Raw genomic sequence first — 21,457 nt, 5'->3', positions numbered from 1 at the left:
TCCGCCGTATTTAACCATCTCTATAATTTTTTCTGTGCTTAAACTGATTTTTCTTTCTAAGGGCTGAGAAATTGTTTTTTCTGTTTCTGTTACTCCTATGGCATCTATTAAATAATAAAAATCTTTGCTATTAGCATTTGGTGTAGCTGTTTTTAAAGTTTCATTATCTATAATTCTTACTCCGCGTCCTTTCATCTGCTCATAATATACAGAAGAAGAAACATTTCTCATAAATATCAATACTTCCAAAGGTTTTATATCTGTTCCTGTGGCTATCATATCTACACTTACTGCTATTCTGAAATTAGGCTCATTTTTAAAATCTACTATTAAACCTTGAGGATTATCTGAAGAGTAGGTTATTTTTTTACAGAACTCATTTCCTTTATTAAATACTTCCCTTGCAATTCTCACTATATTTTCTGCATGATTATCATCTTTAGCAAATATTAGAGTCTTAGGTACAAAAGTTGGTTCTCTATAAGGATAAAGCTGAGTAAATAAAGATTTTTTATAAGCTTCAAGTACGGTTCTTATCTGATTGACAGATACTACTTTTCTATCTAAATCTTTTTTCTCATAAATAATATCTTCTTCAAGTGTTTCGTATATTTCTAGTCTTGTTTTCTTTTCTACAATAGGAACATAAGTTTTTTCTTCAAGTATTGCTCCATTCTCTCCTATTTCAGTTTTTATTCTAAATACTTTTTCACCTACATTGATACCGTCAATTATAGAACGTTCAAGAGGATATTCATAAACTAAATTACCATTAAAATAAGCTATAGTATTTGCTGAAGGTGTTGCAGTAAGCCCTATAACAAATGCATCAAAATAATTTAAAACCTTCTGCCATTCTCCGTATATGCTTCTATGACATTCATCAACTACTATAAAATCAAAAAGCTCTATAGGTAAATTTGGATTGTAAGAAACATCATGGATTATATCACTGTCAGCATTTTCAAAAGAAGATTTTTCTTCATTTGAAATATCATATTCCTCTTCATTACTTAAAATAGAATAAAGTCTTTGTATTGTTGTTATTACTATTTTGCTGTTCTTATAATCTATGACATTACTTTTTAAATGCTGTACTCCATATAATTCAGAGAATTTTCTATTTTCAATATAAAAATCATCAAATGAATTTTTTGTTTGATCACCTAAATTATTTCTATCAACTAAAAATAAAATTCTTTTTGCATCAGCATATTTAATAAGCCTATAAAATAAATTAATAGCCATTATAGTTTTACCAGCTCCAGTGGCCATTTGTACTAATATTCTAGGATGATTCTCACTTAATGATTTTTCTATGCTTTTTATAGCATTAAATTGGCATTCTCTTAAATCTACAATCTCTAATGAAGGCATATTATTTTTTAATCTATTTCTTAAAGTAGAACCCTCTTTTATATATTTTAATAATGTTTCTGCTTTATGGAATGCAAATACTTTTCTTGAACGGTAATCAATATCCCTTGTATCTCTAAAGTATATTTCTTTGCCATTACTTTCATATATAAAGTGAAGTTCTTCAGAATAAGATTTTATATAACTAGGTAATTTATTAGAATATCTTTTAGACTGCTCTTCTACAATACTTAAAGAAGTTCCGTATTTTTTAGCTTCTATAACACCTAATGCTTTTCCTTTATATATAAGTATATAATCAGCTCTTCCATTATCTGACATTCCAAGTTCTCTTAATGCAATACCTTTATCAGATGTTATATCAAGCTGTTCTTTATTTACAACTTCCCAACCTGAACTGATTAGCAGTTTATCTATTTCTTCTCTTGCTTTTTCTTCTGGTTTCATATTTAAATGATAGTATATTTTATATGATATTTCTATATTAATACAAATAATTTATTTGATTTCTTTCAAAACCTTGTCTTTCAATTCTAAATCATTCATCTTTTCGGAAGCTTTTATACAATTATCATAAACAGTTTTTGAATAAGGATTATGCTCATTTACAAATGCTAATTTTATAAAATCCCATAATGAATTAGTTTTATCATTTATATCTGTATTGATTATGATTTTTAAAGCATTATCTGTTATTGATAATCCCGCATGAATATTATAGAAAGCATTATTATTTATAGATTTTATCTCATCAATATTCATTAAAATAATATTCATAGCCTCATCATAATTTGAAAGTTTTATTAAATTTTCTATATAATTGCTCAAATATGAAATTAAATAAAATAAATATTTTTTTGCAAGCATTTGATTTTGGTTATTTTTATCATAATCATTTTTAGCAATGCTGTAAAGTTTTTTATTTGCCTCAAGCTCCCCATCTTTATTTCCTATCTCAATTTCCAAATCTCTTAATCTCTCTAAATTTATTCTGTCCCAATTAGTTATGCTTGATTTCCATATATCTATAAGCTCATAATATAAATCTTTAAAACCCAATTCCAAAGCATAATGCATACAATACTGAATAGTTAATTTTTCAATATCAGTTTCAAACCTTACATTACTGTCATAGCCCATACTGCAGTCAGAATTAGCTTTTTTAGCCTCATCAAATAAAGACTTATTATCTTTATTATATTTATTAAGAAGAAAAGTTAAAGATTCTAATGCTATTCCTATACCTTTATATTTAGAAGTTTTTCTGTCTTTTAATTCTTCATTAAATAAATGTATAATTATATTCTTTACAGCTTCTTTATTTAAAGCATTTAAATTTTTATAATATATAATAGAAAAAGAAAGTCTTGCTCTAAGAAGATAATTTTTATCAACTTCATCTTCAGTATCGCATGAATATTTATTAATTAAAGAATCATATTTCTCTTTATCATTAAAGAAATTATTTACTATATTATCAAAATCATTCTGATACATTTCCAAAGTTTTTAATAGTTTTTCATGATACACCTGCATAATTAAACTCCTAACTTAAAAAATATATCAAAAAAATAGAAAATTGTCAAAGAAATTATTTAACTTACGATTTTTTGGAATTTCATATAAAAATGAATATTTTTTATGTACTAAAAAGTTTCAAAAAAAAAACGATATCAATACTTTAATATACAGATGTATAAATTCCGAGAATTAATAATTAAAATATAACAATTTTGACATAATATAGGTTATATTATATAATGTAAATTATATTTATAAATGGGAATTGTATTTGCGTAAAAAAAATAGATATTCCAGATTTAGAATGTATATAGCTACAACTTTGTTAGCTTTTATAATACCTGCTTTATTTAGTGTATCATTGGTATTATCTAATAAACAAAAATATTTGGATAATGTGATTGCATATATAAATAAAGTAAGCCCTATAAATATATATATATCAGATATAAGCATATCTTATAAATTAGAATTAGTTTTGGATAATATTAAATTATATTCTAAAAATAACCCAGAAGAATTTTTCAATATGGATAGAGCCTCTTTAAGATTTAATATTTTTAGAATATTTATAAAAAGAGATCCATTATATCTTCTAAGCGACATAAATATAAATAATGCCAATTTTTATCCAGTACTTATGGATACATCAATATTCAAAAGCAATAATACTAATCAAACTTCTAATCAGGATGTGGTTGAAATAGTTAATAATATTATTGCTATGTTTATTGATAAAAATATTAAAATAAATAATTTCTCTGCCAAAATAGTTGATGACAATAATGTTACAGAAGTATCTCTAAATTCTTTAAATGGTAATTTTAAAGATTATGGCTATTTTCTTTCATATAATTTAAACTTACCTGATAAAACATTAATAAATTTCTCTTTACAAAGTACAACTAATTTATCAGAAATCAATTCAAAAATATACGCACAAGATGAACATGGCGATTTATTTGATTATAAACTTTATATCACTAATAAATATAATGTATTAGAAGCAGGAATAAAGAATGAAAATAACAATGACCTTATGAACCTTCAATACAATTATAACAGCAGAGATTCATATTTCTCTATAACAAATGTAAAAATAACCAAAGACAATATATACAAATTAATGAATATAGCTTTGGATACACCTATTATTTATAAATTTGTGAAATTGGATAATAAAACAATAACAACTATAAGCAATTCAATAAATACATTTAGAGATGCCAAATTAAATGTATACGGATATTATTCACTTGATAGAAAAGAAGCTTCTCATATAGATTTTAATTTGAATGTAAGAGATAAATTATTCAATGTTTTAGTAGATGCCAATCTTACAAATAATAGTATAATTCTTTCAAATGCTTATATTAATATTTTGGAAGGTGATATTATAGCAAGAGGGGTAATACCTTTAGATGACCCTATATCTAGCAAGCTTTCTTTAAATGTTAATGATATAAAGGCTGGTGCTAATTATTTATCAACAAAATTATATTTGAAACCTGTAAGTGCAGATAATGATGAAATAAAATCAAGATTCACAATATCTTCTCTCAGCTATGCTAATTCTATGGAAAATCCATTAACATTTGAATTTTCATATAGAAAACCTGAAAAAAGAATATCTCTAAATTTAGTGGATAATAGATATGGACAGCCTTTTTATGCAAGCTACTGTTTAGATGATAAAGAACCCGTATTAGCAACAGCAAGAGGAATAATACCTCAAGAAATATTCGTAGTACTATTAGGACAGAATATAATAGATAATTTATCATCATTAAATATTGATTATAGCATGAGTAATGCGGCATATACAGGCGGTAAAGGTAATGTTCATGTATTAAAAGCATCATCTAAAAAAATATATACAGAGGAATATTTAATAAGAATAGGAATATCTGCCTATAAAAATACAATAGATATTGAAGATATTTATTACAGATTATCTGAAAGCGGAGGTATAAATGCTAATGCTAAAATAGAATACGATAAAAATTTCAATATCAAAATGAATGGAAATATTAATACTCCAGCAGGCGATTATGGACTCAATGGTTTTACAACTACTTCCACAAATGGAAATAAAATAATATATGCATCTACTGATGGATCAGAATTAATAGCAAGCGGATCAATCACTACAAATGGTTTGATGGATTTGAATATTAAAACTCCTAAAATATTAAGTATAAAAGATATTGATATTAATGTAGATGTAGATATAAATAATTACACTCAAAGTCCTATATATATGCATGGTAATGTTAAAGCCAATAAAAATTTAGCACCTATATTTGCTTTGAATACACAATTTGAATTATCTAATCAAAGTATAATGTTTACAAATATTATTTTAGATTATGGGGAGAACAGAGTATCTGGAGATGGAATATTAAGTTCTAGTGATGGTATTGCGAAATTCACGGCTTTATTAAAAGATATAGATAATGATGGTATATTTGCTATAGATACTTCAATAAATAAAAATAATATATATGGAAAAATAACTATTAATCATTTACCTTTTGATATTAGCGGAAAGGCTTATGGTATATTAACTGCCAATGCTACTATAATAGGTTTGATGAATAATCCTGTAATATATCTTGAAAAATTTGATGTAAAAGAATTTCAAATACCGGGAATGCAATTTGATATATCTTTAACTGGATATTATAGAGAAAATGAACTGGAAGTAAAAGATGTTTTAATAACCAAAACTGGAGAATTTGGAATTCTTGCTGCAAAAACTTTTGTAAAAAAACAGCAGGTAAAAATTCCTTATGCTTATTTCTCAAAAGAACTTCAAAATATGAAAGTAGAAATAAATAATCTTGTATTTTTAAGTTCATATTCTGGAACCATAGATTATAATATGAGAAAATTGCCAGATGGTAAACAGGAATATAGGATACAAACTACACCTATCAAAATAAATAAAAGAAAAATTCCTGAATTTGGTACTACTGTTACATATGATGGTGAAAGCATTGTATTTACAAACACGAAAAAGCATGGTATAAATGGCTTCTTATATAAAGAAAATGGAAACACTAAAACAGATATAAAATATATTTATGATAATAATGATATGCTTAATATAAATGGAGTAATAAGAAATACTAGAAAAGATCAGGTTGATTTATTAGTTACATCAGACATAATAAATGTAGAAGTTTTTGAAATATTCAATGTATTATTTACAGAAATAAATTCATCTCCTACAAATTTCATGGTAGATGGAAATCCATATACATTATACGCCCATATACATGGAGATTCTGATAATGTTGCTATTGACGGAAGATTTTTGGGACATGGCAAAAAGATAAAAATAGCATACTTTAATGATATATTTGATGATACAATAGTAGATTTTAATTTTGACGGACATACATTTAATGTTAATAATTTAACTTTCACTTCAAAGAAAAAAAAGAATTTAAGTATAACAGGCGAAGCAGAAATTTTCAAAAATACTATAAACTATATGGCATTTGATTTATTGTCTTCTGATGAACAGTTAGGACTTTTAGACGGTAATCTTAATTTGGGAATTGTTAAAGTAAAAGGTCCTGTGCATGTGGATATCACTGTAGGAGGAAATATAGCCACACCTAGAATCGGTGGAATATTAACATTAATGAAAAGTGATGTACAGCTTTCTATATCATCGCAAAATACATATAAAGAAAGAGTTTATGGTATATTAAGTAAAATTTATTGGGATTTCACAATAGAGGCTTGGAGACAGGTAAGAGTAGCTCATAACTTAGTGGGAGATGTTTATCTTGAAGAAGGATCTAAAATTAGAGTTTATAATACTCTTATGGAAGGGATAGAACTTGCAGGAACTGTAAATGTAGAAAGGGGAAGTATATATTACTTGCAAAATATTTATCAATTGGAAGACGGCTCTGTTACATTCCCGCCTAATAACAGTTTAGATCCTATAATAGCGGCAACTGCATATACATACAAGAAATATTATCCTACAACTGCCAATGCAAGTTCGCAGTCTTTTGAAAATGAATTAACAGGTGAAAATGTTACTTTGTATATGGAAATGAATTCAAGACTTTCCCAATTGATATCTTCTAAAGACGGAACATCATCTCCTGTAAAATTCTATACTATACCTGCTTTAGGACAGTATCAAGTAAATCAGCTTGCAGGAATACCTCAAGGAACTTTTGGAAATAGAGAAGAACAGATGTTTGCAGATAGTACAGCAAATAGAAATACCGTAAATAATGATCAACTTCAGCAGCTTACTATGAATTACAGTGACTTACTATTAAGAAGTACAGTGTTAAGACCAGTAGAAAGATGGTTCAGACAATTCTTAGGAATAGATTATATCAACTTAAGCCCTACTGTTGTAAATAACCTTCTATTTGTAACAAATAATAATAGTATAAGCCCTACATCTGTTTGGGATAATACAAGTGTTGGTGTAGGTAAATATGTTTCTAAATATTTATATTTAAAATACGATGTTACTTATAGAGTTAATGATACATCAAAACCTAGTTTGAATGGAAAACCTATAGATCCTTACTATTTTGACCATCAATTCGGCTTTGAAGTGTCTTTATTAAAAAATTATAAGCTTGCAAATTTTGTTTTTGAGTATAAAATAAATCCTTTCGATATAATTGGAAAAGGACAAGATTTTAACATAGTTACTCGGTGGAGATTCTAGTGAAGTTTATTAGGAAAAATTGCATTATTTTATTTTCTTTTTTTGTACTTACTGCTGTATTACTAATAGCGGCTGAAAGTGATTTTGCAAATTTACAAACAGCAAAAAACATAGCTGTATATGAAGGACTTGTAATAAATCGTATAGATGTTACAGGAGCAGCAAGACTTACAGAGGATCAAATAAAAAATAATTTCCCAATAAAGGCTGGAAGTAAATTTCAAAGAACAAAAATCAATGAAGCTGTAAAAAAATTGTTTGCAACTCAGTTATTTGACAGAGTTGCAGTTGATGCCAATAGAGAAGATGATGGTGTTGTACTCAATATTGTAGTATCAGAAAGATTTATAATAAAAGATATAGAATATAATGGAAATAAGCGTTTAAGCAAAACGGCTTTAAATGATGCTGTTAAACCTATAATGAAAGCTGGAGACCCTTATATACCTCAAAAATTAAATGATGCGGTTAATGCTATTATAACCAATTATCAGGATAAGGGATATTTGAAAGCTTATGTTGAGCCTAAAGTTATAGAAAATCCTGATACTTCAGATGTTTTAGTACAGATGAATATAGTTGAAGGAAATGAAGTAAAAGTAGCAAATATAAGATTTCATGGAAATACTCACTTCTCAGCAAATGAACTTAAAAGGCAGATGTCTACAAAAGAAAACGGATTTATGGCTCTTGGTAAATTCAATGAGTTTAAATTTGAAGAAGATAAAACTAAAATAGTAAAATATTATGCTGATAGAGGTTATTATAGAGCTAAAGTAGATAATGTTAAATTTACATATCAATGGCGTAATCCAGAAATTAAAAATGAACAGGATTTGATAATAGATATTTATGTTACTGAAGGAGATAAATATTATTTTGGAGATATAGGATTTAAAGGAAACTTTATTATACCTTCAGAAAATATACAAAAAGACATAAAAGCAAAAAAAGGTGCATTATATAATTATACCTATCATATGACAGATTATCAGGGAATACAAAATAAATATTCTGAAAGAGGATATATATTCAGACAAGTTATACCTGTAATAACAGTTAATGAAGAAAATAAAATAGTGAATATAATGTACGATATAGTAGAAAATGATAAAGCACATATAGAAAATATAACAATATCTGGAAATACTAAAACAAAAGATTTCGTTATAGAAAGATATATAGATATAAAACCGGGAGAAGTATTTAATACTACAAAAATACAAAGAGTTCAGGAAAGACTATATAATACTCAGTTTTTTGACAATCTTAATTTGGGAGTAAAGCCTGGTTCTGCTGAAGGACTTATGGAATTAAATTTAAATGTTTCTGAGGGTAAAACAGCTATGGTTTCTGGAGGAGGCGGTTTCTCTACAGGTTCAGGTTTCAAAATATTTGCTTCTATAAGAGAAAATAACTTCTTGGGAAGAGGACTTCAGCTTGGATTAAGCGGAGAATTCGGTGAAACTCAAAAACGTATAGCTGTTAATTTTGCTGAGCCTTATTTACTTAATTTGCCTATATATTTGGGGGTTGATTTATCATACTTTAATGAAGGCATAAACACAGGATATACTATAGGAAAAGGACAGTTTGGAGAACCTAAATATTCATATTATACAAGGCATGGTTTTGAAGGTATAATCAGACTTGGTTACTATTTTGCAGATTATTACTCTACATTCATAACATTCGATACTATAGTACAGCAGTATCAGCAATGGCATGATCAGGGTGCAAATGCTAATGGTCCTAATTATGTACTTAATGATATTAAAAAATATTTAATACATAGAGTTAATAAAAAAGACGGTTCTTTCCAAAGATGGGAAAGTGATTGGTTTACTACATTCATTGTATCATACTCTCTTCTTAGAGATAGTAGAAATGATTATTTAAATCCTACAAAAGGAAGTTTCTTAAGAGGTATGGTTGATTTATACTTCGGACATACACAATTAACAAGACTTAATTTAACAGGATTCTTGGCTGTACCTGCTACAAAATGGCTTTCATTTGCATTCTATGGGGAAATAGGACAAATCATAGCAACACCTGGTCTTCCTTTACAAAATGATGCCGATGTACTTTATTATCTTAATCCATTTGAAGATGTACGCGGATGGGATACTTCTAAATATACTATATTTAAGAAAAACAGAGGTTTATCAACATATGATATGAAAGGAACTCCTAATTCCGATGGAACAGCAACTATCGATTCTTGGAGTTACGGAAGGGCAAAAGTAAGATTCTTTGCTGAACTTCGTATACCTATCATACCAAAAACTATGGGATTCGTTACATTCTTGGATGCAGGTCAATTATGGATGCCAGGAAGTACTGGATGGAATCAGGACGGAGATGCTAAAACTTATCCTTCTCAATTTATGGATATTAAAGATATATTTGATCCTTCTCAATATATATATTCTGTTGGTGTTGGTTTAAGACTTACAATACCGATATTTAATATAAGATTCTATGTTGCTAAGAGATTCGTATACAATAAAAATGATGTTGGTTTTGGTAAAGGTTTTCAAGATTTTGAAGGTGACGGATTTACTCCATTAGGAAAATGGTTTGGAAGAGGATGGGGAATAGCATTTACTATGAATCATCCATTCTATTAATATATTAAATTTTAAGGAGATAGAAATGAAAAAATATTATATCATGAGTTTATTATTCATAGCAGTACTTACAGTATCAATTATAAGTCCTAATGTATTTACACAATCATATAGACTTACAAAAGTTGGATATATTGATATTGAAAGAGTTATTAAAGAAATCACTAATGATCAGGAACTTAATAATAAATTAAAAGAAAAATTAGAACAGTATAGATCTCAGGAAAATCAAGCAAATAATGAAGATACTTCTATAATTCAAAATAATAATAGAGATTATTCATTAAGAGGAGAGGTAAAAAGACAGGTAGCTGCTGCTCTTATTGCTATAGTAAAAAAAGAGGGATATACTTTAATCTTGGAAAGAACTGAACATTCAATACTTTATGCTGATAGAAATTTTGATATTACAGATGCTGTTATAGCTAATGTTAGAAATTCTTTGAAAAAATAATAAAAATAATAATTAAATAAAATTAAAAATAACTAAAATGCATTAATTTTTTTAGTGCATTTTAGTTTTTTAATTAGGAGAATAATATATTATGAAAGTAAATGTTATAAATAATTTTATTAAGGCAAAAAAAATCATAGGCGATGAAAATATAGAAATATCCACGCTCTCTCCAATAAATGATATAATAGAAAACTCTATAGTATGCATAGATAATAATAAATATCTTGAAACAGCTTTAAATAGCAAGGCAAATGCATTGGTATTAAGAGAAGAAACTGCAAATGAATTGAAAGATTTAAAAAACAAAACTATATTAATACATAATAATCCTAAAGAAATATTCATTAAACTACTTTATATATTATTTGAAGATAAAAAATATCCATTAGGAACAATAGAAAAAACTGCCGTAATAAAAGAAAATACAAATATAGCGGATAATGTGTATATAGGAGATAATGCCCATATAGGAAAAAATACTATAATAGGTAAAGGATCTGTTATAGAAGCTAATGTATTTTTGGGAGATGATGTAGTTGTAGGAGAGAATTGTATTATATATGCTAATGTTTCTATTCATAATAGATGCATAATAAAAGACAGGGTTATCATTGGTTCTTCTACTGTTATAGGAAATGACGGTTTTGGTTTTTTTGAAGTAGACGGTAAACAGATGAAAATACCTCAAAGAGGAAATGCTATTATAGAAAATGATGTAGAAATTGGGGCGAATGTTTGTGTTGATAGAGCTACTTTAGGTTCTACAATAATAAAAGAAGGCGTAAAAATAGATAATTTGGTTCAAATAGCACATAATTGCGATATAGGAGAGCATTCTATAATAGTATCTCAAGTGGGAATTGCAGGAAGTTCTAAAATAGGACATCATTGTATATTGGGAGGACAGGCTGCTTTAGCCGATCATGTAACATTAGGAGATAGGGTTATATTGGGAGGAAGAACTGCTGTTATGTCAAATGTAAAAATAACTTCAAACTCTATAATGCTTGGTACTCCTGCACAAAATATGGAAAGAGAAAAATTAAAAATGATTGCTGAGCAAAAATTACCTGAATTAATTGAATTAGCAGAAGAACATTTCAGGGTAAAAATAAAAAGAAAAAAATAATTTAATTAATAATAAATAAAAAAAGGAAGGGTATAAAAACTCTCTCTTTTTTTATTTATTATTTGATTTTATTTACAAGTAGCTTTTCCAGTGCGTACATTTATACCGCCTGCATCAGATATCATTTTCATAATATTTTTATTTCCTGATTCGCATGCATAAGTATAAGCAGATTTATTTAATTGCTTACTTACTATATTTACATCAACTTTTTTATCAAGTAAAAATTTAACAGCAGCTTCTCTATTATTTCCAGCAGCTACCATAATCATAGTTTCACCATCTCTTTTATCCTGTTCATTGAGATTCAATTTACCACCGTATAAAGGATATAAATATTCTATAATTTCAATATTTCCTCCAAGTATTGCAGATTTGAATGCACTTGTAACATCAGCTGTATCTCCTGCATAAATATTAGCTCCTTTAGATACTAAGTACTGAACTACATCTAAATATCCTATAAAAGCTGCCCAGCCTAAAGCAGTCTGCTTCAAATTATAAGTATCCTGCACTTCTATATCCTGCCCTGATTCAACCATTCTTTTTATCTCAGCAAGATTTCCCTCTTTCACAGAATCAAACCATTTTGCATCAGGTCCTTGAAAAGGGTTGGTATAAAATATTCTGTGTGAAAGTCTTCTAGGATTTGCAAGATTGGTTAATTGTTCCTGTGTAAGTCTTTTAAATCTTGAAGTTTGAGAATAAAGTGGAATAGATAAGACTAAAATAAAAAGAATAAAAATTATTTTTTTCATACCATTTTCTCCTATTTATTATTTTACTTATAAAACTTTTTTAAAGCTACTATGTAAAAATTAATTTACTGATAATATTGCATTATATAAATTATTATAGTATTATGATAACTAACTATAATAATTAAGGATAAACTCATGTTAAAAAAAATATTACTCCTATCAATGACATTTATTGTTATATTGTCATGTTCATCTTCAAAAACAAGAAACAATAAAGAATTATTTATAAATGCAGGAGAAGAGCCTAAAACCATAGACCCTACTCTGTCTGGAAATGATTTTGTATATCCAAGACATGTATTTGAAACTTTAATTACAAAAGATAAATCAGGAAATCTTCAGGCTGGAGCATGTGAAAGATGGGATATATCTGAAGACGGAGTTAAATACACTTTTCATTTAAGAACAAATGCTAAATGGTCCGACGGTAAAGATGTAACTGCTAATGATTTTGTATATGCTTTACAAAGAGCTTCAAATCCTTCAAGTGCTGCTGAATATACTTCATTTATAGAATATATAAAAAATGCTGTTAAAATACTTTCAAGTGAACTTCCTATAGAAGAATTAGGAGTAAAAGCTATTGATGATTATACATTAGAAATAACTTTAGAGGCTCCTACTGGATATTTTTTAGATATTTTAACTTATCCTATATTTGCCCCTGTAAGAAAAGATATAATAGAGCAGTATGGGGATCAATGGTCTTTAAAGCCTGAAAGCTATATTGGAAACGGAGCTTTTGTTATGACTGAAAGAAGTCCTGATGAAAAGATAGTAGTAGTAAAAAATACTAATTATTGGAATAAGGATAATATAGTTCCTGACAAAATTACTTTCGTTATGATGAAAGATCCTACTTTGGCATTGGCTGGAATCAAAGATGGTTCATTAGATTTTTCAGTTTATATCATAGAACAGGATTTAGAAAAATTAAAAGCTGACGGAATAGTTAATATTGCTCCTTATTTTTCTACTGTTGCCTTTGGTATAAATGCTGCTGATGAAGTTTTAAAAGATACTAGAATAAGAAAGGCTTTATCTTTAGCAATAGACAGAAACTATATAGTGGAAAATATCGTACCTACAGCTAAAGGTCCTACAAGTGCTTGGGTGCCTGTGGGTGCTTATGATGTTAAAGGAGATTTCAGAGAGAATGGAGGAGAATATATAGATTTATCCAAAGATGCTTATTCTAATAATGTTGAAATGGCTAAACAGTTAATGGCTGAAGTGGGATATCCTAATGGCGAGGGATTTCCTGTATTGGAATATAAAACCACTGCAGATTTAGTTTATATACAGGTTGCAGAAGCTATTCAGCAGATGTGGAAAGAAAATTTGGGTATAGACTTACAAATATCTTCTTTAGAATGGGCTGCTTATCAGCAAATGAGAAGCGAAAAAAATTATCAGCTTATAAGAACTTTATGGATAGGCGATTATAGTGATCCTATGACTTTCTTAGAGAATTATTTAAGCTATAGAACACAAAATAGTTCTGGATACAGTAATAAGCAATTTGATAATTATATAGAGGCAGCTAGAAATACAGCTAATCAAGAAATAAGAATGAAAGCTATGCATGGGGCTGAAAAACTTCTAGTAGCTGAAGATAATTTAATAATACCAATATATAATCCTTCCAACCCTACTCTAATAAGTAAAAGATTAAAAGATTATGTATTAACTCCATTGCAAGAATATCAATTCCATTATGCTTATTTAGAGTAATATACTGATAAAATAATAAAATAAATAATAAAGCCTCGACTTAATAATAAGACGGGGCTTTTTTGTATTAACATATATAATAAAAATTATTCTTCTGTTTTATTTCTATCGCTTACAGAATTTAAAGATGCTTGATTTTTAAGTTTTTCTATTCTGATTTTTGTAACAATATTTCCACTTTTTCCAACAACAGTAAATGAATAACTATTATATTCTATATCTTCATTTCTTTTAGGAAGCCTTCCCAAATATGAAAATAAAAATCCTCCCACTGTATCTGCCTCATCATCAGGTATAGGTGGAAGTATCTGATATTTATTAAAATCATCTATTCTAGTTCTGGCATCCACCAAATAAGTACCATCATCATTACTTTTTACCTCTTCATCTTCCTCATCATACTCATCTCTAATATCACCTATAATCTGTTCAAGTACATCTTCCATAGAAACAATTCCAGAAAATCCGCCGTATTCATCAACCACCATAGCAATATGAATCTGCTTCTCTCTGAAATTTTTTAATAATTCCATTAATGATATTGATATAGGTACAAATAATGGTTTATGAAGAATTTTTTTAAGAGTAAAATTTTTCTCTTCTGCATCAATCAAATCTTTCACATACAAAACACCTACTATATCATCTATACCATCTTTATAAACTGGAATCCTTGAATTTCTCTCTTTATTGAAAGCCTTTATAACCTTATCATAAGAAGAGTCTATTGGAAGCATAATCACATCAACTCTAGGAACCATTATTTCTCTTACACTTTTAGATTTTAATTCTATAGTATTTATTATAATTTCTCTCTCTGCTTCAGTTAATGTTGAAAGGTTTACATAATTTTTACTTTCTAATTCATTATTTTTTTTCTTAACTATTTTAGATATTAATTTTTTCATAGGCATTGATATTTATCCTCAAAGTTTATAATCTTTTTTTATCTCTATTTTCTTTTATAACCATTATTACTTTACTGTATAATTCTTTCATTTTTTCATTATTTTTCATTAATGACTTTCTAGTATAATTATGATGTATTCCTATAAGATGAAGTACAGAATGAATTATCAATTTTAATATTGTTTTATTTATTTTTTCTTCACTATATCTTGTTTTTACCCATTCATATGATATAACTATATCGCCTCCTTCCTCTGCATCTCCCATAGGAAATGTAAGTACATCGGTTGCTTTATCTTTATTTCTAAAATCATTATTAAGTTTTTTTATATATTCATCATCGCAGAAAACTAAATTGACATCTCCTTTAATGCCTGCTGTTTTCGATGAAAAATATAAAAAATATCTATAATATTTTAAATTTATATCATAATCAGTTTCATTAAAAATATTAACTTTCATAATATTTATTTCTTAATCGTTTCTTTTGATTCCTTATTATTATATTTTAATTCCTTATCATCTTTTTCATTTTTATGTTTTAACGGTATTTTTTTAGCTATTTTTTCTTTTATATCATCTTTATTTTTTTCTTTAATTTTTTCATCTTTTTTCGGCTTCTTTGATAAATATTTAGTATCTTTATTATTCTTATTATCCTTTGATTGTTTTTCTTCTTTATCAGATACTTCATCATTACTTTCAGATTTTTCATCAGGAAGTTCAGGATATTTAATTCTTTCATGCAAAGAAACTATGATCTTTTGGAATGATATTTTCTTTATAACTTCAATATCGCTCAATGTTAATCCGCTGTCATTTAATTCGCCATGAGACATTTTATCATCTACGATATGCTCTATAAGCATTTCCAAATCTTCTCTTTTAGGCGAATCCAAAGTTCTGCTTGCAGCCTCTATAGAATCTAATATCATCAATATAGCTGTGATTTTAGATTGAGGGCGAGGTCCTGGATAAGTAAAAAGACTAATATCAACATCATGATTTTCTTTTAGAGCTTCTACATAAAAATATTTTATTAAACTTGTTCCATGATGTTCTTTAATAGCTGCAATAACTTCTTTAGGAAGTCTGTATTTTTTTGCTATTTCTACTCCTAAACGAACATGTGCTTTTACTATTGATGCCGAAAGAGTAGGTTTTAATTTATTATGTCTGTTTTCATTTCTATTGGAGTTTTCTATATAGTACAGAGGATTCTCCATCTTACCTATATCATGATAATATGCTGATACGCATGCAAGTTTAGGATCTTCCCCTATTTCTTCGGCTATAGTTTCTACCAAATTTGCCATACTTATAGAATGATGATAAGTTCCAGGAGCATTCATCTGAAGCTTTCTAAGTATGGGATTATTCAAATCTGATAATTCCTGAAGTCTGAATATAGTAGCAGTTTCAAGCATATATTCAAAAATAGGAAGGAATATCATAACAAGTATAGCTTGAACAAATCCGCTTACAAATGAAAATATAAAAGTCAAATATGTAATTTTTATATCATTATTAAGCATCATTCCTATCAAAGACATTGCACTTAAATATGCTCCTATTAAAAGACCTACCCGAAGAATAGTATATCTACTGTTAATTTTTCTTGATAATATTGATACAAATGTTGATATAACAAATAATGAAGATATTTCAAATATATTAGCCTGTGCAATATTTGCTGCAAGCAAAGTTATACATAATGTAATTATAGATGATATACCCCTTCTAGCACCAAGTAATGAGTTTATAATACCAAACATAGGAATAAATGTATAAATATAGAAAGGTATATAAGTATCCAATATTTTATATGATATATGATTATAGAATATATATGTTATTCCAATGATTACAGTATATTCTATAGAAAATAGTAAAAAATTCTTAAAATTTATATAAAAAGGTATCTTATACTTCATTATAATAAATCCAATAAATATAAATAATAGAAGTATAAATAATGCCTGACCTGCAAAAATAGATATATTATAAGTTTCAAAATTGTTTCCAAATAATGTTCTAATCAATTCAGCTTTCTCTTCTGTTACCCTCTCCCCTACTTTCAAAATAGCAAATCCTTTTTTTATTGTATTATAAACAGGCGGTATAGAAGAAGAAACCTCATTTATTCTCTCTTTAGTTTTAACAGAATTAAATATTAAATTATCCCTTAAAAAAGAATTAACTATAGCTGATATAGTATTAATATGAATAACATTAAGATTTCTATATTTAGCTCCTATAATAGAAGGCAATTCCATTCTCAAATCTTCCAAAAAGAAAACTCTATTTCTAGGAAGTATTCTCTCTTCTACCATATAATCATCAAATCTATATATGAATACTCCATTATCAAGTATCAAACTTAAAGTATCAGAACTTAAATTGCCTCTAGATATAATACCAATATCAAAAAGTTCTTTAATAGTTTCTATTATTTTCGCTTCATAGCCAATACTCAGATCATTAACAATCGCATTAGAAAATATAGATTTATTTATAGGTTCATTATATAAAAGTAGAAATTGATTATATATTTCATCAATAGGAATTTGATTATCATATGATATTCTCATAAAAGAAAATATATTGCTGATTTTAGATATAGTTTCATATTCTATATTTCTAGGCATATCAAATATAGGTGCCACAGCAGCTTTTCCATAATATATGAGTTTCTGAGTTTCCTGCCTATTCTCATACCTTACATTTCTCTTTACTATTAGAGGCTCTTTAACTATATCTCCTACAGCTGGTATGTTTACCCTTTGTACATAATTAGGAAAAACTAAAAACAAAGTGAAAATATAAAGCAATACTGCAATGCCAAATTGTACAGCCCGCTCTATATTAGGGGTTTTATTCATAACCGATTTCATTATCTTTTTATTTGTATTCATTTTAATATACCTTTCTATAATTTATTAGAATGATCATTTTCATAGGCTTCTAATATTTTAGAAACCAAATGATGCCTTATAACATCTTTTTTATCAAAATAATGAAAACTAATACCATTAATGCCTCTTAATATCTTTAAAGCATGTTCAAGTCCCGATTCAATATTTTTAGGCAAATCGCTTTGAGAAATATCCCCAGTAATTACAACTTTAGACTTCTCTCCTATTCTGCTTAAAAACATTTTCATTTGTGATATAGTAGTATTTTGTGCTTCATCAAGAATTATAAAAGATTTGCTTAAAGTTCTGCCTCTCATATAGGCAAGAGGAGCAACCTCTATTCTACCCTCTTCGGTATACCTTAATATCATATCATTGGATAAAAGACTGTATAAAGCATCATAAACAGGACGCATATAAGGCGATATTTTTTCTTTGAAATCACCCGGTAAATAACCTAAACTCTCTCCAGCCTCAACAACAGGTCTGGTTATAATTATACGTTCTATTTTTCCTTCGGATAGTAAATTTATGGCATAGGCTACTGAAAGAAAAGTTTTACCAGTACCCGCAGCACCAGCAGAAAATATAATATCACTTTTTTGCATTTTATAGAAATATTCGCCTTGAGATATGGTTTTCATCTGTATGCTTCTTCCTAAATAAGGCAATTTTATACGCATTGATATTAATTTATTTTCTTTTTCATTATTAATATTATCCGCTATACTTATAACCTTTTGTCTATTAATCTCAGATGAAGAATTATATAAATCTTTTAATATATACAAAACCTTAATAGTATCTTCTACTTTGCTTGAATCACCCTCAATATTTAATTCATTACCCTTTGGATATATAGCAACATTAAATTTCTCTTCCAATATGCTGATATTTGAATCATTAATACCACATATAGAAATAAAAGATTCATTATCTTTAAACTTTACTTTATTGTCAAATGTTTTTTTATTAATAAACAAAATCCTTTAATAAAATCAAACTAACTATAATAGTATATAAAATTATATCTATTGTCAATACAGACTAAAAAAAATATCATAATTTTAATCTATATAATTCTCTATTTTAAATATAACAAAAATACATATAAAGATAACAAATTTAATGTGATTGACAGTATTACTATATAAACATATAATCTATACAATAAAAAATTATGAGTAAGATAAAATGAAAAAATCGAATATTTACATTATTTATTAAATATCATTTATTATTATATCCTGCAAATCTGTAAGAACTAATACTAAAAATGTAATAATAATTAATGCAGTACTCAGTCTAAAACAATAGTTCCAAGTTTCAATACAGCATCATACAGCTACTTTACATAATACATACATTTGAATGCTTAACTATAAAATCTAAAGATGAAAAAATAGTAGGAGGTGCTGCAGAAATTTGAAAATACTTAATAACAAACTAAATTATACAGATGGTAAAGGGTTCTATGTATTTGAATTCAAGGCAGATCAGGGATTTTATATATCAATATTTGAAGCCGTTCAGTAGATATGCCAAATAGTTTATGAAAAATTGCTTGTATTTCTTCAAACTAGATATGATAAAAATTTTACTATGGGTTTGTAAATTTCAATGCTACTATAAAGTTTTTAGTATTATATGCAAGCTATTCTACAAATAATTATAGTTCATATAGTAATGCTCAATATGATGTTTATATACAAACAGAACTTACTACAAAGATCAGAAGGTAAGAATAGAAGCTATGCATAATGCTGAAGAATTATTGCTTAGTAGTTATGCTATAATACCTATGTATTTTTATACATAACCTTTATTGATTAATCCCGAATTAAAAGATGTTTATTATGATGATTCACCTATGCATAAATTTACTTATGATAGCAAGGAATAAATCATAAAGTATAAAATAAATAAAGAGCATTTATTTATAAAAATCTTTACTCTTATTTTTATTAAACAAATAATGATAAAAAATTAAAAAAAATATATAGCTATTTTTTTTATTTATAGTAGTATATAATAGTTTAAGAATAAAGTTTAATTGAAGGGTATAAGTTAATAACTTATTTGTTTTGATTATTATGAGAATATTACTTGCAATAACAAGTTCAATATCCGCATACAAAACTCCAATGCTGGTTAGTATGCTGAAAAAACAAGGGCATAGCATTATTTGTGCAGTTACACAAAATGCCCAAAATATGGTTGGAGTCAAAGCACTTGAAACTATGAGTGAAAATAAAGTAATAACAGACCTTTGGCAAGAAGATGATGTTTTAAGACATATAAATATAAATAAAGAAACTGATGTATTGCTTATAGCTCCTGCTGATGTAAATATCATAGGAAAAATAGCTAATGGAATATGCGATGATGCTGTAAGTACAATAGCATGTGCATATACGAAAAAAAAATTTTTTGCCCCTGCTATGAATCCTAATATGTGGATTAATAAGGCAAATCAAAGAAATGTTAAATATTTAATAGAAGAATTAGAATATGAATTGATAAGTCCAGAAAGCGGTGATATGGCTTGTAAGGATAATGGAGTTGGAAGACTTGCTAATATTGACACTATTATAAAAACGATAAACTCATTATCATCTAATTCTTTAAAATACAATAATATTTATTTTACTATCACATCTGGAGCAACTAGAGAATGGATAGATCCTATAAGATATATAACTAATAATTCCAGCGGTAAAATGGGGGCTGCTATATATCAAGAAATATCATCAAATGGAGGAGTATCTGTATATATAGAAGGACAGGTTAATAATTCTTTAATGGTAAATAAAAACGATAAAAAAATCAAAATAGATACAACTAAAGAGCTTCAGCATAATGTATTGAATGAACTTGATAATACAGATATACTTTTAATGGCTGCTGCTCCTTTGGACTTCAGACCTTCACAATTTTTTGATAAGAAAGTAAAAAAACAAAATATTAATTCTATAGAATTAACAGCAAATGTTGATATATTAGCTTCTACAAAAGAGAAAAAGAAAAATAGTACATTAATAGTATCTTTTGCTGCTGAAACTGCAGAAAATGATGAGGAGCTTAAAAATTATGCTCTTGATAAGATGAATAGAAAAGGAGCTGATATGATAGTAGCGAATAAAATAGAAGACTCTGTAGGTAAGGACACTAATAAAATAACTATCTTTTTTAAAGACGGAAGATTTAAAGCCTATCCTACTTTAAATAAAAAAGAATGTGCCAAAGAAATAGTAATTGAGGCTGTTTCTGAATGGAAGAAAAAAAATAATATTACGGGATTTTAATA

The 21,457-nt window shown here is 27.1% G+C and carries 13 protein-coding genes; 6 read left to right on the top strand and 7 right to left on the bottom strand.

Features of this window, described 5'->3' with window-relative positions; all coding sequences use genetic code 11:
• The coding region (locus Q1J76_RS00275) for a type I restriction endonuclease subunit R (protein WP_300365119.1) at window positions 1-1,824 on the bottom strand (1,824 nt) is incomplete at its 3' end.
• Between the two features lie 51 nt (window positions 1,825-1,875).
• Window positions 1,876-2,913, bottom strand: a complete 1,038-nt coding sequence (locus tag Q1J76_RS00270; protein WP_300365116.1) for a hypothetical protein — start codon at window positions 2,911-2,913, stop codon at window positions 1,876-1,878.
• Between the two features lie 289 nt (window positions 2,914-3,202).
• On the opposite strand from Q1J76_RS00270, the gene Q1J76_RS00265 reads away from it, so the two are divergent.
• The 4 genes from Q1J76_RS00265 (at window position 3,203) to lpxD (ending at window position 11,831) form a co-directional block, all read left to right on the top strand.
• Window positions 3,203-7,612 carry a translocation/assembly module TamB domain-containing protein gene (locus Q1J76_RS00265; protein ID WP_300365122.1) on the top strand — a complete coding sequence of 1,470 codons (4,410 nt, stop codon included), beginning with the start codon at window positions 3,203-3,205 and terminating at the stop codon, window positions 7,610-7,612.
• The gene (bamA, locus tag Q1J76_RS00260) at window positions 7,612-10,245 is read left to right on the top strand and encodes an outer membrane protein assembly factor BamA (RefSeq protein WP_300365113.1); all 2,634 of its coding nucleotides are present in this window, start codon (window positions 7,612-7,614) and stop codon (window positions 10,243-10,245) included. Before Q1J76_RS00265 ends, bamA begins: the two co-directional genes overlap by 1 nt.
• A gap of 25 nt (window positions 10,246-10,270) precedes the next feature.
• Window positions 10,271-10,699 carry an OmpH family outer membrane protein gene (locus tag Q1J76_RS00255; RefSeq protein ID WP_300365110.1) on the top strand — a complete coding sequence of 143 codons (429 nt, stop codon included), beginning with the start codon at window positions 10,271-10,273 and terminating at the stop codon, window positions 10,697-10,699.
• 91 nt (window positions 10,700-10,790) lie between these two features.
• Window positions 10,791-11,831 carry a UDP-3-O-(3-hydroxymyristoyl)glucosamine N-acyltransferase gene (gene lpxD, locus Q1J76_RS00250; RefSeq protein WP_300365107.1) on the top strand — a complete coding sequence of 347 codons (1,041 nt, stop codon included), beginning with the start codon at window positions 10,791-10,793 and terminating at the stop codon, window positions 11,829-11,831.
• Window positions 11,832-11,899: 68 nt separating this feature from the next.
• On the opposite strand, the gene Q1J76_RS00245 is transcribed toward lpxD, so the two are convergent.
• Window positions 11,900-12,589 carry an ankyrin repeat domain-containing protein gene (locus tag Q1J76_RS00245; protein WP_300365104.1) on the bottom strand — a complete coding sequence of 230 codons (690 nt, stop codon included), beginning with the start codon at window positions 12,587-12,589 and terminating at the stop codon, window positions 11,900-11,902.
• A gap of 138 nt (window positions 12,590-12,727) precedes the next feature.
• Here Q1J76_RS00245 and Q1J76_RS00240 point away from each other — a divergent pair, with 138 nt between their 5' ends.
• Window positions 12,728-14,326, top strand: coding sequence for a peptide ABC transporter substrate-binding protein (locus Q1J76_RS00240; RefSeq protein WP_300365101.1), 1,599 nt, complete (start codon window positions 12,728-12,730; stop codon window positions 14,324-14,326).
• 86 nt (window positions 14,327-14,412) lie between these two features.
• Here the strand turns inward: Q1J76_RS00240 and tlyC are convergent, their stop codons facing one another.
• The 4 genes from tlyC to Q1J76_RS00220 are packed head-to-tail and all read right to left on the bottom strand — an operon-like array spanning window position 14,413 to window position 19,133.
• Window positions 14,413-15,240, bottom strand: coding sequence for a hemolysin C (gene tlyC / locus Q1J76_RS00235; RefSeq protein ID WP_300365098.1), 828 nt, complete (start codon window positions 15,238-15,240; stop codon window positions 14,413-14,415).
• Between the two features lie 19 nt (window positions 15,241-15,259).
• Window positions 15,260-15,697: an rRNA maturation RNase YbeY gene (gene ybeY / locus Q1J76_RS00230; protein WP_300365095.1), complete on the bottom strand. Its 438-nt coding sequence runs from the start codon at window positions 15,695-15,697 to the stop codon at window positions 15,260-15,262.
• 5 nt (window positions 15,698-15,702) lie between these two features.
• A complete protein-coding gene (locus Q1J76_RS00225) occupies window positions 15,703-18,150 on the bottom strand; it encodes an HD family phosphohydrolase (protein WP_300365092.1) in 2,448 nt (815 codons plus the stop codon).
• 14 nt (window positions 18,151-18,164) lie between these two features.
• Entirely contained in the window at window positions 18,165-19,133 is a 969-nt protein-coding gene (locus Q1J76_RS00220) for a PhoH family protein (protein ID WP_300365089.1), read from the bottom strand.
• 1,110 nt (window positions 19,134-20,243) lie between these two features.
• Here Q1J76_RS00220 and coaBC point away from each other — a divergent pair.
• A complete protein-coding gene (coaBC, locus tag Q1J76_RS00215; protein WP_300365086.1) occupies window positions 20,244-21,455 on the top strand; it encodes a bifunctional phosphopantothenoylcysteine decarboxylase/phosphopantothenate--cysteine ligase CoaBC in 1,212 nt (403 codons plus the stop codon).
• Window positions 21,456-21,457: the final 2 nt, after the last annotated feature.

This window comes from Brachyspira sp., from assembly GCF_029258575.1.
GTDB lineage: Bacteria > Spirochaetota > Brachyspiria > Brachyspirales > Brachyspiraceae > Brachyspira.
Note: the sequence above shows the minus strand (reverse complement) of the source record. Positions and strands in the feature narration are given on the sequence as shown.